16 protein-coding genes are annotated in these 15,472 nt (G+C 41.5%); 5 read left to right on the forward strand and 11 right to left on the reverse strand.

Annotated elements, in window-relative coordinates; genetic code table 11:
* Positions 1 to 116 precede the first annotated feature (116 nt).
* Positions 117 to 527 carry a hypothetical protein gene (locus tag IZT61_RS17100; RefSeq protein ID WP_196098246.1) on the reverse strand — a complete coding sequence of 137 codons (411 nt, stop codon included), beginning with the start codon at positions 525 to 527 and terminating at the stop codon, positions 117 to 119.
* Between the two features lie 106 nt (positions 528 to 633).
* On the opposite strand from IZT61_RS17100, the gene recF reads away from it, so the two are divergent.
* Both recF and IZT61_RS17110 read left to right on the forward strand, forming a co-directional pair.
* Complete coding sequence (gene recF / locus IZT61_RS17105) at positions 634 to 1,737, forward strand: DNA replication/repair protein RecF (protein ID WP_196098247.1); 1,104 nt, start codon at positions 634 to 636, stop codon at positions 1,735 to 1,737.
* The gene (locus tag IZT61_RS17110; protein ID WP_196098248.1) at positions 1,730 to 2,020 is read left to right on the forward strand and encodes a DUF721 domain-containing protein; all 291 of its coding nucleotides are present in this window, start codon (positions 1,730 to 1,732) and stop codon (positions 2,018 to 2,020) included. The genes recF and IZT61_RS17110 overlap by 8 nt, the downstream gene beginning before the upstream one ends.
* Positions 2,021 to 2,065: 45 nt before the next feature.
* Here IZT61_RS17110 and IZT61_RS17115 read toward each other — a convergent pair whose 3' ends face one another.
* The 4 genes from IZT61_RS17115 to IZT61_RS17130 form a co-directional block, all read right to left on the reverse strand.
* Positions 2,066 to 2,578: a hypothetical protein gene (locus IZT61_RS17115; protein ID WP_196098249.1), complete on the reverse strand. Its 513-nt coding sequence runs from the start codon at positions 2,576 to 2,578 to the stop codon at positions 2,066 to 2,068.
* A 91-nt stretch (positions 2,579 to 2,669) separates the two neighbouring features.
* Positions 2,670 to 2,846, reverse strand: coding sequence for a hypothetical protein (locus tag IZT61_RS17120; RefSeq protein WP_196098250.1), 177 nt, complete (start codon positions 2,844 to 2,846; stop codon positions 2,670 to 2,672).
* 358 nt (positions 2,847 to 3,204) lie between these two features.
* Complete coding sequence (locus IZT61_RS17125) at positions 3,205 to 3,981, reverse strand: FKBP-type peptidyl-prolyl cis-trans isomerase (RefSeq protein WP_196098251.1); 777 nt, start codon at positions 3,979 to 3,981, stop codon at positions 3,205 to 3,207.
* A gap of 126 nt (positions 3,982 to 4,107) precedes the next feature.
* Positions 4,108 to 4,527 carry a nucleoside-diphosphate kinase gene (locus IZT61_RS17130; protein WP_196098252.1) on the reverse strand — a complete coding sequence of 140 codons (420 nt, stop codon included), beginning with the start codon at positions 4,525 to 4,527 and terminating at the stop codon, positions 4,108 to 4,110.
* Positions 4,528 to 4,646: 119 nt separating this feature from the next.
* Here IZT61_RS17130 and IZT61_RS17135 point away from each other — a divergent pair, with 119 nt between their 5' ends.
* The 3 genes from IZT61_RS17135 (at position 4,647) to IZT61_RS17145 (ending at position 8,083) form a co-directional block, all read left to right on the forward strand.
* Positions 4,647 to 5,660, forward strand: coding sequence for a DHH family phosphoesterase (locus IZT61_RS17135; RefSeq protein ID WP_196098253.1), 1,014 nt, complete (start codon positions 4,647 to 4,649; stop codon positions 5,658 to 5,660).
* Between the two features lie 97 nt (positions 5,661 to 5,757).
* Positions 5,758 to 6,735, forward strand: coding sequence for an FKBP-type peptidyl-prolyl cis-trans isomerase (locus IZT61_RS17140; RefSeq protein ID WP_196098254.1), 978 nt, complete (start codon positions 5,758 to 5,760; stop codon positions 6,733 to 6,735).
* Positions 6,736 to 7,114: 379 nt separating this feature from the next.
* Complete coding sequence (locus tag IZT61_RS17145) at positions 7,115 to 8,083, forward strand: FKBP-type peptidyl-prolyl cis-trans isomerase (RefSeq protein WP_196098255.1); 969 nt, start codon at positions 7,115 to 7,117, stop codon at positions 8,081 to 8,083.
* Positions 8,084 to 8,489: 406 nt separating this feature from the next.
* On the opposite strand, the gene IZT61_RS17150 is transcribed toward IZT61_RS17145, so the two are convergent.
* The 6 genes from IZT61_RS17150 to IZT61_RS17175 all read right to left on the reverse strand — a co-directional run bounded on the left by IZT61_RS17150 (position 8,490) and on the right by IZT61_RS17175 (position 15,457).
* Complete coding sequence (locus IZT61_RS17150; RefSeq protein WP_196098256.1) at positions 8,490 to 8,960, reverse strand: CYTH domain-containing protein; 471 nt, start codon at positions 8,958 to 8,960, stop codon at positions 8,490 to 8,492.
* Positions 8,960 to 10,909 (reverse strand): beta-N-acetylhexosaminidase, encoded by a 1,950-nt coding sequence (locus tag IZT61_RS17155; RefSeq protein WP_196098257.1) that lies wholly within the window; start codon positions 10,907 to 10,909, stop codon positions 8,960 to 8,962. The genes IZT61_RS17150 and IZT61_RS17155 overlap by 1 nt, the downstream gene beginning before the upstream one ends.
* 330 nt (positions 10,910 to 11,239) lie before the next feature.
* Positions 11,240 to 11,620, reverse strand: a complete 381-nt coding sequence (locus tag IZT61_RS17160; RefSeq protein WP_196098258.1) for a DUF7793 family protein — start codon at positions 11,618 to 11,620, stop codon at positions 11,240 to 11,242.
* A gap of 6 nt (positions 11,621 to 11,626) precedes the next feature.
* A complete protein-coding gene (locus IZT61_RS17165; RefSeq protein ID WP_196098259.1) occupies positions 11,627 to 12,991 on the reverse strand; it encodes an aldehyde dehydrogenase family protein in 1,365 nt (454 codons plus the stop codon).
* Between the two features lie 144 nt (positions 12,992 to 13,135).
* Positions 13,136 to 13,849: a gamma-glutamyl-gamma-aminobutyrate hydrolase family protein gene (locus IZT61_RS17170; protein ID WP_196098260.1), complete on the reverse strand. Its 714-nt coding sequence runs from the start codon at positions 13,847 to 13,849 to the stop codon at positions 13,136 to 13,138.
* A 459-nt stretch (positions 13,850 to 14,308) separates the two neighbouring features.
* On the reverse strand, positions 14,309 to 15,457 hold the full coding sequence (locus IZT61_RS17175) for an iron-containing alcohol dehydrogenase (RefSeq protein WP_196098261.1): 1,149 nt from the start codon (positions 15,455 to 15,457) through the stop codon (positions 14,309 to 14,311).
* Positions 15,458 to 15,472: the final 15 nt, after the last annotated feature.

A 15,472-nucleotide genomic window follows, 5' to 3' on the forward strand; every position in this document is an offset into this window, starting at 1 on the left:
TGTTTAAAAAATTAAGATTGCAAAAATACATTTTTCAATCAAAGTATCAACCTTTATTTTGAAGTATTTGATTAATCATTAATGAATTAGCCAACAGGCTAACCAAAACATATTTGCTATCTTCGTAATAGACTGATGAGTGCATTAAACCAGGTTTGGTTATCGCTAAAAATGCCCGAATGGTTAATGATGAGGTAAATGGTTTGACTTTCGGTGCGACTGATTGTTGATTTAATGCGGAGTGGTTGCCAGAATAAGCCCAGGTTTTTTACCGATGAGGCGGGAAACAGTTCGTCGAAACCCATGTAAACCTCTTCGATGTGCGAAATGGGAACTTCCAATTGTTCATCGCCGGTAATAAAGATACCGTTCGATGCCAGCAAAATGCTTCCCTCGTGCCTGTGATTGGGCTTTAGAAACGAAAATAACCCCGCAAGTTTTTTATACCAGCTTAAGCTTCTACTTTCGGTAAGCTCATGATCAAATGACCAAAGAACGTTACCCTCTAACATTTTTTGTGCAACCATACCATTTTCCTTCGCAATGAAAGTACAATTTTTTTAAATCTTATCAACGATTATTTTTAACATTCGATATTTAGCGGGTAAAAAAGGGTAAATTTGTGACATATTTATGTGGTTAAAAAACGTCACCCTTTTAAATTTCAAAAATTATAGCGATGCTGATGTTCACTTCTCTGAAACCGTGAATGTTTTTACAGGTAATAACGGATCGGGCAAAACCAACATGCTCGATGCCATTCACTACCTGTGTTTATGCAAAAGTTATTTTAACCCGATTGACGGGCAGCAGATAAAAAGCGGTGAGGACGTGTTCATGATTCAGGGCGATTTCGACCGGAGTAAAAAGAACGAAAAGGTTAGCTGCGGCGTAAAACGCAACCAGAAAAAACAATTTAAGCGCAATAAAAAAGAATACGAAAAACTCGCTGATCATATCGGTTTGTTTCCTGTGGTCATGGTTTCTCCATACGATGTCAACCTGATTATGGAAGGCAGCGAAGAGCGCAGAAAGTTTATAGATAACGTAATTTCGCAAACCGATTCGCATTATCTCGATCAGCTGATTACCTACAACCGCGTGCTTGCAAACAGAAATGCACTTTTAAAGCAAATTGCAATTACGAAAAGATACGACCCTACTTTGCTCGAGATTTTGGATGAGCAGTTGGTAACGGCCGGCAATAAGATCTTTGCCACACGCAAGGCCTTTATGGATGAGTTTATTTTGCTGTTTAACCAATATTATATCTACCTTACGGATAACAATGAAAGGGTAGAACTCAACTATCAATCGCAATTAAACGAGAACAGCTTCGAGGATTTGCTAAAGAAATCTGTAGAAAAAGACCGGGTTTTAGAACGTACAACAACCGGGATACATAAAGATGAGCTGGTATTTTCGATCGCTGAAATGCCACTTAAAAAATTTGGGTCTCAAGGACAACAAAAATCGTTTTTGATAGCACTCAAACTGGCACAATATGCCTATTTGGCAAAAAATAAAGGCTTTAAACCGCTTCTTTTGTTAGATGATATTTTTGATAAATTAGACGACAACCGCGTTCAAAAGCTAATGCAAATGGTGTCGCACCACGATTTCGGTCAAATATTTATTACCGATACGGGCATTGAAAGAGTAAAATCAATTTTTAATAGAATAGACGTTGATGCAACGTTTTTTGAAGTAACGGAAGGACAAATAAAAAATGCGTAAACCCAACGATTTAACCATGAAAGATGCCGTTAGCAAAATGCTCGATGTGTATCGTTTACGTCGTAAATTTGATGAAACCTCTATTTTAGCGCTATGGCCCGAAATTATGGGCACCGCTATTGCCAACCGCACTACACAAATTTATATCCGCGATAAGAAACTATTTATCAGAATAGAATCATCAGTAATCAAAAACGAATTGGTGATGGTTAGACAGGGGATTATCCAGAAATTGAATGAGCATGCTGGAAGCGAGGTAATTACGGAGATGGTTTTGTTATAAACGCCGAAACTAGTGCCATGCGCTGTTACCTCTCCAGTTGTGAAATCAAAACTCGTACATGTTAGCTCCCCGCAGGTTTTCAATGGCGATGAGTGCATCAGCCCTTAAGGTATAGTTCATCCTCATTTCTTCTTCCTGGGCTTCTAAAGACTCAAACCCATATTGATTAAGGAATTTTTGGGTGTGCAAATAATATTCCCCTAAAAAGTCGGTCATCGATTTAATATCAGCATCTAAGCCTTGGTTTTCGAGGTTAAACCGGCAAGAGCTCTTGTACGAAACAAGTATGTCGCCCGCGTCCTCTTCTACTTCCACGCCATGAAGCTCAACAGTCCAGCCATTTGGATCATCGCTAGAGATAATTGTTTCCTCCCATTCTACTCCTCCAACAGTAGAAAGGATATCAAACGAAATAACCATTGTTTTTAATGAGTCGACCACGCTGCACTTAAATTCAAAGCCCGAACTATAGCTGTGACCGTTATGACTTTCGGCTAAATGCGCTTCGTTAAAAATATATTTGGTTACGGTGATGGGCTGTAGGTTAAATATTTTCATCGCTACAATATTAAAATAAATAGGCTGATAAAAACTAATTTATCAGCCTATTTATTTTGCGTTCAGAAACCCCCAAAGGGTTGGATTTTACTTAGCCTCTTCCGCCGCCAAATATTTTGGCCAGGATCCAAATGAGTAGTGCAACTACGACTACAACTATAATAATACCCGACCAAACGCCGGCTTTAAAAATACCTCCAACAAGTTCACAACTTGATAAAGTACTGCATAAAAATGCGATTAGTGCTAAATGGGATGCTTTTTTCATAATCATGTTAATTTGTATAACCTAACATTAATCGTTGAAAAAAGTTTTACACGACCCTTATTTGTCTCATGTTCTGATTACAGAAGGTTGTGTACAACCCCCGCCTGAGCGGACGGGCAGGTGATGCTATTAAGTTAAGCTTGTCAATTGTCATCAGATAGCTATCGGATCTGAGCGGAGTCGAAGACCCTTTCTATAGGATAAAACGAAAAATATCTGTCCTTCGACTGAGCCTGTGTTGAGCGTAGTCGAAATGCTCAGGATGACAATATTTTTTCGCTTTATCCTTAACTTAATAGCATTGGGAAGGTCAGGTGATGTTGCCAGGTAGCTCCCGACCCTTTGCCCGGCCGCTTGGTTACTTCCCGTTTACCTTTAGCAGCTCAACCTCAAAAATTAATGCACTATAAGGCGGGATATCGGCACCTGCACCGCGTTCACCGTAGGCTAAATTGTAAGGGATAAAAAATCTGTATTTTGAACCCGCTGGCATCAACTGTACTCCTTCCGTCCAACCGGCAATTACCCTGTTCAGCGGAAAGCTGATCGGTTCGCCACGATCGTAAGAGCTGTCGAATTGTTTTCCGTTTAGTAAAGTACCCTTATAATGTACCAATACCGAATCGGTAGCCGTAGGTTTAACCCCGGTTCCTGCTGTTATTACCTCATATTGCAGGCCGCTAGCCGTTGTTTGTACGCCAGCACGTTTTTTGTTCTCTTCTAAAAATGTTTGTCCTTCTTTTATCATGGGTGCATATTTAATTTTATTGGCTTCGGCCTCAGCCTTGTTTTTTACTGCCGATGCTTTGGTGATGGCTTCGTTTATGCATTGTTGAGCTTGCTCCTGCGTTAATATGGCTTTGCCACCCGCAAATGAATCTTTTAGCCCTCTTAAAAGCACCTCGTAATTTAAGGTAGAGAGACCGGTTGATTTTAAACTGGCGCCAATTGACGTTCCGAAAGCATAACTGGTTGAATCTAAACTCGACTTTAAGCTCATTACAGCAGCGCTGGTAGTAGTTTTTTTGGTAATGGTGGTTTTCTTTGCAACAGGCTTTCTTACAGCGGTTTTGGTTTGTGCAAAAGAAGCAGCGGCCAATCCGGATAAGCAAGCCGCTAAGAAAATTCTTTTCATTTAGGTGTGAGTATTGTTATTGCTAACGATTAATTTGTTTGATTATTTTGGTGTGTAAGATACGAAATTGCCAAAAACAATAAAACCCCGAAAAAATCGAGGTTTTAACAGTAAGTTCAGCTAAATTTAGAAGCGCTCGTCGGCATTAAAAAAGAAGTTGCCTTCAATTTCGGCATTCTCGTCAGAATCTGATCCGTGAACAGCATTCGCATCAATAGATTTAGCATATTTTTGGCGAATTGTACCTTCTGCAGCTTCTGCAGGATTAGTAGCGCCAATTAATTTTCTAAAGTCCTCAATTGCATTCTCTTTCTCTAAAATTGCAGCAACAATAGGTCCTGAAGACATAAAGCTTACCAAATCTTTATAGAAAGGACGCTCGGCATGAACAGCATAAAATTGACCTGCACTTTCTTCTGTAAGCTTAGTATATTTTAATGCGATGATTTTGAAACCAGCATTAGTAATGTCATTTATGATCGATCCGATGTGGCCGTTTGCAACCGCATCTGGCTTGATCATGGTAAAAGTTCTGTTAGTGCTCATTGTGTTTTGATATCAATTTTTTTGCAAAAATACGTTTTAATTGATGAATATTAAAAGGATAACGTTTAAAAGCGCACATTAATATTAATTTTTACTTAGCTTTGCCTCGCAAAAAATATATGTTGACACTAACTGAATTAAAAGCCTTACTGGCTACTCCACAACGAATTGTAATAACAACCCATCATAAGCCAGATGGCGATGCAATGGGCTCGTCGTTAGGTTTGTACGGCTATTTGATTCAGAAAGGCCACCATGTTAAGGTGATTACGCCGACCGATTATCCGACGTTTTTGCACTGGATGCCCAATAACGCTGATGTAATTATTTTTACCGAAGCACAGGAACAGGCCGCTAAACTGGTTGATGAAGCCTCGATTATTTTTTGTCTCGATTTTAACACCCTGAGCCGCATTAATGAGCTTGGTGAACTCGTTAGAGCCGCAAAGGCGACAAAAGTAATGATCGATCATCATTTGGAGCCGGAAGATTTCGACGATTATCGCCATTGGGATATCAATGCCTGTGCAGCTGCACAGTTGGTGTACGATTTTATTGTGAACCAATTGCAAGATGTTGACGGCATCAATAAAGATGTTGCATCGTGTTTATATACGGGAATAATGACCGATTCAGGGTCCTTTCGTTTTCCATCTGCCACATCAGAAGTTTATCGCATCGCGGCAGATTTAATTGATTTAGGTGCCGAGCATTGGAAAATCCATCAGTTGGTTTACGATAATGCCAGTGAAAATCGCATCCGTTTTTTAGGTTATTGCCTATCCAACAAGTTGGAGGTGATCAGGGAGTACAATACAGCTATCATTTCGGTTACCAAAGAGGAGCTTGCAAAATATCAAAGCGCTACCGGCGATACCGAAGGGGTAGTGAATTATGCGTTATCTATTAACGGTATTAAGTTGGCCGCCTTAATTATAGAGCGCACGGATAAGATTAAATTATCGGTGAGATCTACAGGCGATTTTCCGGCCAATGAGATCTGCAAAAAATATTTCAACGGCGGCGGGCACAGAAATGCCGCTGGTGGAGCTGCGGAAAAACCATTGGCAGAGGTTGTAGCCGAGTTTAAGTCAATTTTAGAAGAATATAAAGAACAGTTGCTTGCTAGTTGAGTTTGGAGTGTTGAGTAGGGAGTGTTGAGTCCGAAGTCTGAAGAGCAAAAAGTAAATCAGTGTAATCAATTTTTAAAAAAAAAGTCAAAATAAATAAATGAAAAAAGGATTAATTATTCTAGCAGCGGCAACTTTAGGTTTAGCGGCTTGTAACAAAGAGAAAAAAGGTGCCGGAGGGTTGTTATACACCATTCACCACTCGGAAGGCAAAGAAAAAATTAAAGAAGGCGATATCGTTAAAATGAACTTTGTTCAAACCAACGATAAAGATTCTGTTCTAGCAAGCACTTACGACAATGAAATGCCTGCTTTTTTTCCTGCACAAAAGAAAATGTACGCTGGCGACATGAATGATGTGTTAACATTGTTTGGCGAAGGCGATAGCGCTACCTTTAAAGTGAATTTAGATACTATGGCTGCGCAAAGCAAACAACCAAAGCCAGAGCAGTTTAAAAATGATAAGTACATTACCTTCACGGTTAAAATTGAAAAGGTTTTCAAGAAAAATACTGGCGAGGCTGATTCTACCTTCCAAAAAAGGGTAATGGAATTATATCAGGCGGATATGAAAGCAACAGCAGACAAACAAAAGGCTGCTGAGCCTGCAAAAATCAAAAGCTTTATAGAAGATAACAAACTAGACGTTAAAACTACAGCAAGTGGTTTAAGCTATGTAATTGAGAAACCCGGTTCGGCTGAAAGGGCAACAATTGGCGATACGGTATTGGTTGATTATACTGGTAGGGTTACCAAAAAAGGTAAAGACGGCAAATACAAAATATTTGATACAAGCGACGAGAAATTAGATAAGGCAGAAGGCAACTCACGCCCCGGAAAACCTTACGGCCCACAAAAAATGGCTATCGGACAAACTGTTCCCGGTTTTAACGAAGCTTTACAGATGATTGGTAAAGGCGGTAAAATTAAGGTGATCATTCCATCGAAACTAGGTTATGGCGAACAAGGCGCTCCACAGGTTGGAATTATGCCAAACAGTCCTATTGCCTTCGATTTAGAGATTAAAGACATTATTAAGGGTAAACCTGCTGCTGCTGAAGCTCCTGAGAAAAAATAATTAAGTATTCGGATATTTAAAAATCCTGCCGAGCAATTGGCAGGATTTTTTTGTTTGTACCTGTAAGCAAAAAACAAAAACATTGTTAGTCTGAGCATTTCGACTGGAGTTTATCTTGAGCGTAGACGAAAGGCTCAATACAAGCTCAAGTCGAAAGGCTCAGACAGACACCAGTCTCAAGTAAAGCACTTCATTGTGCAACACCGCTGAAAATCCACTTATCGGTTGGTGTCTGCACTGACCGAAACAGCAATTTGTAGAAATAATACATTGTACAGATTTATTAAAAACTTATTATCACCTATCTTTGTCTGCATTATTACAAAATACCCCAACAAAAACGGCATCTGAACGTTTTGTTAATTTAACGGAAAACTAAATGAAAGGAAAGAGTATATTCTTCGTATTTGCGGTGGCCCTTGGCTTATCTGCTTGCAACAAGTTTGAAAAAGGTGAAGGCGGCATGATGTACAAGATTTATAGCAGCGAAGGAAAGCCCAAGATACAGGAGGGGGATTATGTGAAGCTAAACGGGATAGAAACGGTAGAAACGACGACTAACCCCGATTCGGTGATGGTGAATACGTATGATAACGAAAGGCCTGCTTTTTTTGCCATTACGAAGTCGATGTTTCCGGGCGATTTAACTTCGGGATTGAAACTATTGGGCGAAGGCGATAGTGCGGTGTTTAAATTGAATTTAGATTCGATGGAGAAGTACTCAGGACAACCGAACCCCAAGAATTTAAAATCAAGAATAGCTACTTTCACCATCAAAATTGAGAAGGTGTTGCACAAGGGCAACGATCCGGATTCGATATTTGATGCCAAAAAACGGCTGTTTTTTGAGGCTGAGTACAAAGGCCTGATTGAAAAAAATAAAATTGTAGAGCCGGCTAAAATCAAAAAATATATCGAAGAAAACGACTTAAAAGTGAATACGGCGCCTTCAGGTTTAAGATATATCATCGAGCGCCCGGGAAATAGCGAGCGGGCCACTTTGTTAGATACGGTAGTGATGAATTATACGGGGCAGTTTCTTAACAAAAAATCGAATGGACAGCTGAATGTGTTCGATACTTCTGATGCGAAGGTTGCACGAGATGCAGGCATATTTTCTGAAAGCGTTCAATATGTGCCGCGAAACTTGCCTTTGGGCCAACTACCGCAAGGGGTAATTCAGGGAATTCAAATGATTGGCGTCGGTGGCAAAATCAAAATGATTTTGCCTTCAAAGCTGGCCTTTGGCGAAAATGGAGGCGGTCCGTTTAACCCGTTTACGCCGCTTGTGTTCGATGTTGAGCTGAAAAAAATAATTAAACCGAATACTGCTACGCCAGCAGAATAAGTAGTCGCGTAGAAAACGCTTTGCTAATCAGCGCTCGTTAGAAACGAGCGCTCGCATGAGAAGAAATCTTTAAGCTTCCTTTAAACAGATTCGTCGTTGCGTAGAAGACGCTTTGCTATTCGGCGCTCGTTAGAAACGAGCGCTAGCGTGAATAACAAATAACAACGCCGTCATATCGATAACCTATCCTTCATCGGTTGAGATATCTGTAACCAATTAGCAGAAGCCGAAAGCAAGCGGTGCTTATCCTCATTTGCGTCTGAGCTTTGAGGAAGAAATCTTTAAGCTGCCTTTAAACAGATTCGTCGTTGCGTAGAAAACGCTTTGCTATTCGGCGCTCGTTAGAAACGAGCGCTAGCATGAAACGAGCACTAGCATGAAACGAGCGCTGACTAGCATGAGGAAATTATTTCCAATCTTGAAAAGGATGCACGGTTAAGTTGGAGTTGTAATATCGCTTATCATGCGTAACCTCCTCTGCTACCCATAGTGGTAACTCAAACTGTTCGGTTTCTGACGATAGCTCAATTTCTGCAACGATCAATCCCTGGTTTTGTCCCCGAAAGACGTCCACTTCCCAAAGCTTGTCGCAGAATTCAATTTCATATCGTGTTTTCTCGAGTTCACTTTCCGAAAAATTATCCAACAGCTCTATGGCGTCTGTTAAGGGAATTTCGTATTCGTATTCCAATCTTGTAGCACCAACAGACATTCCTTTTATGGTCAACCAGCCTGTATTTTCCGTTGCCCTTACTCTGATCGTTTTAGCAGGATCGGTTGTGATGTAGCCTTGCCTGAAATGTTTTCCGGCGGGCTTTTCTACTTTTTCCCATTCCGCATGGTTCAGTAAGAATTTGCGCTCAATTTCCTTACCCATTATTTCGATCTTTTTTGCAAATCTGTAACCGGAATGCTGATCAACCTGCCGATGGGTTGTTTGCCGCGGTAAGTGATAATGCGCAGCATGCTGGCATCTTTCGGCGGAACGAGGGCGGAAGTGTACTTCGGATAGAAACGATCGGGAGTGGAATTATCAAAACTATAGTAAATGTCGAGGCCATCAATCTCAGGCGTTAATTCAATCATGAGTTGACGGTCTGGAGAACGTTTCACATTAATAATTGGATCATAAATGGCTGGCGAATACTTTATTTCTGCCAGATCCAAACGCTTAAAGTGTTCTTCAGTGCGATCGACAAAGTTGCTCCAGTTCTTCTTTTCGACAGGACTCCAAACTGATTCGGAAATGGCAAAAGCACGTGGCCAAACCATATACTGAACCTGGCGGAAGTTGAAAATCTGTTCCGTCCAAAGATTTGCTTGTCCGCCGATAACATACTGTGCATTTACACTTGCGGGCACAGGATTAAACTGATAAGCCTTGTTTAATCGCAGCGATGCATACACCTTTGGTTCGGTAATGGGGTCGGCCTGCATATAATCTAAATAAGCAAACTCGGTTGGACTCATTACCACGTTGTGTTTATCATTAGCGGCCTGAATGCCATATTTCATGCCTCGCCAGCTCATCACCGCCGCGGTAGGAGATACGCCGCCCTCGAGGATTTCATCCCAGCCCATAAATTTTTTGCCCTTGGCTATCACAATTTGTTCCACCCTTTTTTCGAAATACGCCTGTACCTGCGGAATGGTTTTTAGTCCTTCACGCTGCATTAAGGCCTTTACCTGATCGTTCTTTTCCCAAAAGTTATGCGGCGCTTCATCGCCACCCATGTGAATGTACTCGAATGGAAACAACTGGGCAACCTGCGTAAGAACCGTATCTAAAAAGCTGTACACTTTTTCGTTAGCAGGGCAAAGCGTATTATCAACCAATGCAATTGGCGGGGCTCCGCGGCTCCAATCCATAATTTTTTCGCCCGAGCGCACTTTATAGTTTTCGGCGCCTGGTGTGCACGATAATTCGGGGTACGAAGCAATAATCGCAAGACTATGTCCGGGAACATCAATTTCGGGCAGGATGTTTACAAAGCGATCTTGCGCATATTGTACCAGCTCTTTAATATCTTCTTGCGTGTAAAAACCACCGTAAGTACGCGGTTCATCGGCTGTTGGAGGCGTAAAATCGCCAAAAGTGCCCACTTTTTTAACGCTCCATGCACCAACTTCAGTCAGTTTTGGCAAGCCCTTGATCTCAATTCTCCAGCCCTCGTCATCAGCCAGATGCAAATGCAGCAGATTAAATTTGTAGCGCACCATGTTATCAATAAATTGCTTAACCTCGTCTTTGGTAAAGAAATGTCGGGCCACATCAAACATGAGTCCCCGCCAGCCCAATTTCGGATAATCGACAACATCTACGCAAGGCACTTTCCATTTAATGTGCTCTACCACTTCCTTACTTTCAATTTCGGTTGGGAAGAGTTGAATAAGCGATTGTGCGCCCCAGAAAATACCGGCAGGTTTGTTAGCAGTAATTACAATTTGCGTAGGATTTACATTAAGTTTATAGCCCTCGTTTCCGAGCTGGGCATCCGGCTGCGTATTTAAAATCAGTTTTATGGTTGGATGATTGGCTGCGTTGGCGGTACTTACAAATTTTCCTGTTGCTGTTTTAATCCTGTCTGTTAAATAAATAATAGCTTGTTTAACATCACCGCCTTTTGTGGTCTGAATGGTTACATTTTCGGGCAATGTAAACGTTCCGGCTTTTTTCATTAATGAAACCGGCTCAGGAATGATAGCGATCGGCGCCGGAGAAATGGCTGGTTCACCATCGCCGATTTCTGTTTCGTTAACTAAGGTTTGAGCGTATAAATTGGCCGTAAAAATACAGCAGGAGATAATCAGGAATAACTTTTTCATTAAATCAGAATTGTAAATGGATCGAATGCATATTAATCCGCAATTTATTAAAAAAAATAGAAAAAGCCTCACCCTATCAAAGCATGTGGTATTTGTTCTGACAATGCAAGTCCCTCTCCGGTAGAGAGGGAAACAGCGTGTGTGGTTTGATCCACCGTGTTTAAAGTAGGTTTGAAGCTCATGCTGTACTTGGCACGAAGAGAAGTAATCCCTATCTTAACTACTTTTTTTAGTCAACTTTGTTCAGGGCGGGACAGACCCTTAAGTTCCTCCCTTCTGGGGAGGGACTAGGAGGAACAAGCCTGACCACTGCCTTTGCTAGGATGGACCTTAAAGGCTTTTCCTTAACCACTCCATGGCTTTCTTATCATCAGTAAATGACTTTATCGGTATGGGCGGGTTTTGAAACTTGAAAAGTATACGCATAATTAATTGTGATAAGCCCGGCTTTGAAACCATTGCCATTGCCTTATAAATTTCAGGGAGTTTTTCTGTTGATAATTTTCGGGTTTCCTTATCCGGAATAGGCGAATTTTTAAGATAAATTAACAACGGCACAGGCTTGCTGCCTGTAATGTTTTTAACCAATTCTACATTGGCGGTAATATTGTTTACGGTGCGCAAAATGCTTTTGCTATACGAAATCAGAATTCCTTCGTCGGTTAAAAGGTAATCGGCAATTTCGCCTTCAATAAGTTGATTGTTCTCCATATCGAATTAACCGCGTAAATGATAGGCCTTTGGTTTCGAAAAAGCCCGCAAACCCTGGTGCGAAAGTGTGGCGCCGATGCCCGAATATTTTCGTCCGCTCCACGGGAGTGCCGCACTTACCCTGTCGCAACAGTTCCAATAGCCCGAGCCTGCATCAAGTTTGCTTAGTAAACTTTCCGCTCTTTTCTGGTCGGCTGTATATATCGATGCCGTAAGGCCGTAATTGGTGTCTTGCATCATTTTTAAAGCCTCCTCATCATTTTCAACTTTCATAATACCGATAATCGGCCCGAAGCTTTCCTCTTGCATAACCAGCATATCATTGGTTACCTCGCTTAAAACCGTGGGCTCGAAAAAGTATCCTTTGTTTGCAATGGGCTTTCCGCCGTGAAGCAATTTTGCGCCCTTCGCCAAAGCATCGCTAACCTGATTTTGTAAAACGCCGATCTGTTCCTTTCTGGTCAAAGCGCCGAGATACGTGTCGCTATCTGTTGGCGAACCAACTTTCCAGCTTTGCACTTCTTTAACAAATGCGGACAAATAAGCATCATATTGTTGCTTGTGAACGTAAATACGCTCTACCGAACAGCAGCTTTGCCCGTTGTTATAAAATGCGCCATCGGCTGTTGCCATTGCAGCATTTTCAACGTCCGAAACATCTTCGGCAATATAAAGCGGATCTTTGCCGCCCAGTTCAAGCTGGCAGGGAACCATTTTTGTGGCCACTGCTTCGTAAATCAGTTTGCCCGTTTTATAAGAGCCCGTAAAAAAATAGCCGTCGAAATCGAGCTTTAACAGCTCGGCGCCCGTTTGCCCGCCACCAATTGCAACTTGAAATATCTCATCGGGTACGCCAGCTTTTTTTAACAACTTTTCGATTTCGAGACCTGTTAAAGTTGCATGTTCTGATGGTTTGTACATTACCGCATTGCCGTTTAACAGCGCCGGAATAAAAACGTTAACGCCGACGAGATATGGGTAATTCCACGCCGAAATGTTGCAGACTACGCCCAGAGGCTCATATTTGATAATTTCCTTAAGTCCGGGTTCCTCAACCATAATCTCATCGCTCAGGTATTTTTCAGCATGGCTTAACATCCATTTAATTCGCGATCTTGCGCCATTGATTTCGTTTCTGGCTTGCTGCAGAGGCTTACCAACTTCGCTTGTTAAAGTGGCAGCCAAACGCTCGATTTCAGCTTCCAGAAAACCACTGAAAGTAGAAATGATGTTTATTCTTTCACTAAGCGACTTTTCTGCCCAAATTGGTTGCGCTTGCTTTAAAAGTTTAAACTTCGCGTTAAGCGCAGGTTGGCGGTCTTCTTCGAGATGTGCGATTACCTCTTCCGTTGCTGGGTTGATGATTTGCATGTTTTTGTTTGATTACACAGATTTTCCTTTAGGTTGATTACACCGATTGGATGGTTAACCAGATGTATGTGGCTGATTGTTTTTTGCTTTCAGCTTTAGTCTTTCCGCTTTTAGCTTTAGTCTCTCTCCTTAGTCTTTTTTCTTCTACTTTCGACTCGCAAACTTCCTGACTTCCTGAATAAATGCTTCGTGCAGGTTTTTACTGAAAGGACCCTGTTGATCTTTTAATCTTTCGGGATGCCACTGTACGAGCAGAAGAAATGGTTTGTCTTTCGGGTGAAGCCTTTCCATGGCCTCAGCAATTCCATCGGGAGACAGGGCACTCACTACCAGACCTTTTCCCATCTTTTCGGTACTTTGATGGTGATTGCTGTTTACTAAACCTTTATCGGTGTTTACGATTCTATTTAACCAGGAAGAAGGATTGACAATGATTTCGTGATAGCGATCGCTGTTATCGGGCATTTTAGAATGATCGAATTTTCCCCACGTAGCGATATCCGGAATTAAAGTACCTCCAAAGAAGACGTTTGCAACTTGCATGCCGCGACAGATTCCCAAAACGGGGACTCCGTTTGCCTCCGTGTATTCCAGAACTTTAAACTCAAATTCATCCCGCTGATCGTCAACATCATCTTCATGACAATAATGATAATACTCGGGCAAATTGTAAAACCGCGGGTTTACGTCTTCGCCGCCGGTTAACACAATGCCATCGCATTTCTTAATATCGTCGAAATTATTCAGCTTATAGCCTAATTGAATAACCGCTACATTTTTATTGTAGGATAAAACCCAATTGCGATAAATATCGAATTTGCTGCAATCGGTAACTCCTATAATTAGTTGATCAGACATATTATTATTTACACTTAAGCCCCACATAGCCTCCCGATAGGAGGAGTTAGCAATGAGCCAATTTTGCTTTAATCTTTTAGTTTTTTTTAAGCCCAACTCAGGCTCCCCAATGCTTGAGGTAAGTTTGTCAGTTGTCAGTATGAGCCTTTCGACTTGAGCTTGTATTGAGCCTTTCGTCTACGCTCAAGATTAAACTCCAGTCGAAATGCTCGAGATAAACTCAGCCGAAGCCCTTTTTCTAGGATAAAATGAAAAGCTATCTGTCCTTCGACTCCGCTCAGGATGACAATAATTTTTCATTTTATCCTTAACTTATCACTTACCTTATGCTTTTGCTCCCTACCTTGCTTTGGTCTTTTAGCTTTTAGCTTTCAGCTTTAGTCTTTCCGCTTTTCGCTCTCAGCTTTAGTTTTTTCGCTTTTCGCTTTCCGCTTTCCGCTTTAACCTTTCAGCTTCAACTTACAGCGCACTTAAATACAATTGTTTAAAATCTTCCCGGCTTACCGGCTTTGGATTGTTCGGATGTGCAAAATCTGCAAATGCCAAATCTGCCAATGTTTCAATGTGCTCGTTTTTCACGCCAATATCGCTCAATTTATGTGGAATATTTACTCTTGAGTTTAAATCAAACAAATACTTTACAACGGCATCGCCATTTTCATCTTTCAGGTTTAAGGTTTGCGCAATTTTTTGGAATCGATCTTCAAAACCTGCAATATTAAACTGCATTCCATACGGTAAATTAACAGCATTTGCCAAGCCGTGGTGCGTGTCTAAAAGTGACGAAAGTGGGTGCGCCAACGAGTGTACCACGCCCAGGCCCTTTTGAAAGGCGATGGCGCCCATCATTGAGGCGAGTAACATTTTGCTTCGGCTTTCTAAATCGGGGCGATTGGTTGCGCAATCAAGCGAATCGTTAATCAGTGCAATGCCCTCTAATGCAATTCCATCGCACATGGGGTGGAAATTTTTTGCCAGGTAAGCTTCCATGTTGTGCGTTAAAGCATCCATTCCCGTTGCGGCGGTAATAAATGGAGGTAAATCCATAGTGAGCTCCGGATCGGCAAAAACAATCTGAGCCATTAATTTTGGCGAGAACAAGATCTTTTTCTGATGCGTTTCATCGTCGGCAATAATCGCACTGCGACCAACTTCACTACCCGTTCCGGATGTGGTGGGGATGGTAATAAAAGGAGGAACATCATTGGTTACATAAATATCACCGCCAATTAAATCATCGTATTTAAATAAATCGTCGCGATGGTTTACGCGGAGCACAATTGCCCGGGCAACATCTAAGGCTGCACCACCGCCAATACCGATAATGCTATCCCGATTACTTGCATCCCACGCATCAGTACCTTTGTAAACATCACTTTTTACCGGGTTTTTGTGGATATCGCTAAACACTTCTACAGCAATGTGCTTAGATTTTAAATCCTCTACAATTGTCTTAAAGAATTGCAATTGAGCAATGGTTGAATCGGTTACAATTAACGGTGCCTTTAAATTGTTTTTTTGTAAATAGGCCGGTAATTCTTTCACTGCGCCTGCGCCGAAACGAATCGTTGTAGGGAAGTTGAACTGATGGATTGTATCGAATATCATGTGTTTGTTTTTTAC

Origin of the sequence: Pedobacter endophyticus (assembly GCF_015679185.1) — a bacterium.
GTDB lineage: Bacteria > Bacteroidota > Bacteroidia > Sphingobacteriales > Sphingobacteriaceae > Pedobacter > Pedobacter endophyticus.

What these genes read in the sequence shown, in the direction of transcription:
- IZT61_RS17100 (WP_196098246.1), bottom strand. Translation starts at nt 527, where the DNA reads ATGGTTGCACAAAAAATGTTAGAGGGTAACGTTCTTTGGTCATTTGAT.
- recF (WP_196098247.1), top strand. Translation starts at nt 634, where the DNA reads ATGTGGTTAAAAAACGTCACCCTTTTAAATTTCAAAAATTATAGCGAT.
- IZT61_RS17110 (WP_196098248.1), top strand. Translation starts at nt 1,730, where the DNA reads ATGCGTAAACCCAACGATTTAACCATGAAAGATGCCGTTAGCAAAATG.
- IZT61_RS17115 (WP_196098249.1), bottom strand. Translation starts at nt 2,578, where the DNA reads ATGAAAATATTTAACCTACAGCCCATCACCGTAACCAAATATATTTTT.
- IZT61_RS17120 (WP_196098250.1), bottom strand. Translation starts at nt 2,846, where the DNA reads ATGAAAAAAGCATCCCATTTAGCACTAATCGCATTTTTATGCAGTACT.
- IZT61_RS17125 (WP_196098251.1), bottom strand. Translation starts at nt 3,981, where the DNA reads ATGAAAAGAATTTTCTTAGCGGCTTGCTTATCCGGATTGGCCGCTGCT.
- IZT61_RS17130 (WP_196098252.1), bottom strand. Translation starts at nt 4,527, where the DNA reads ATGAGCACTAACAGAACTTTTACCATGATCAAGCCAGATGCGGTTGCA.
- IZT61_RS17135 (WP_196098253.1), top strand. Translation starts at nt 4,647, where the DNA reads ATGTTGACACTAACTGAATTAAAAGCCTTACTGGCTACTCCACAACGA.
- IZT61_RS17140 (WP_196098254.1), top strand. Translation starts at nt 5,758, where the DNA reads ATGAAAAAAGGATTAATTATTCTAGCAGCGGCAACTTTAGGTTTAGCG.
- IZT61_RS17145 (WP_196098255.1), top strand. Translation starts at nt 7,115, where the DNA reads ATGAAAGGAAAGAGTATATTCTTCGTATTTGCGGTGGCCCTTGGCTTA.
- IZT61_RS17150 (WP_196098256.1), bottom strand. Translation starts at nt 8,960, where the DNA reads ATGGGTAAGGAAATTGAGCGCAAATTCTTACTGAACCATGCGGAATGG.
- IZT61_RS17155 (WP_196098257.1), bottom strand. Translation starts at nt 10,909, where the DNA reads ATGAAAAAGTTATTCCTGATTATCTCCTGCTGTATTTTTACGGCCAAT.
- IZT61_RS17160 (WP_196098258.1), bottom strand. Translation starts at nt 11,620, where the DNA reads ATGGAGAACAATCAACTTATTGAAGGCGAAATTGCCGATTACCTTTTA.
- IZT61_RS17165 (WP_196098259.1), bottom strand. Translation starts at nt 12,991, where the DNA reads ATGCAAATCATCAACCCAGCAACGGAAGAGGTAATCGCACATCTCGAA.
- IZT61_RS17170 (WP_196098260.1), bottom strand. Translation starts at nt 13,849, where the DNA reads ATGTCTGATCAACTAATTATAGGAGTTACCGATTGCAGCAAATTCGAT.
- IZT61_RS17175 (WP_196098261.1), bottom strand. Translation starts at nt 15,457, where the DNA reads ATGATATTCGATACAATCCATCAGTTCAACTTCCCTACAACGATTCGT.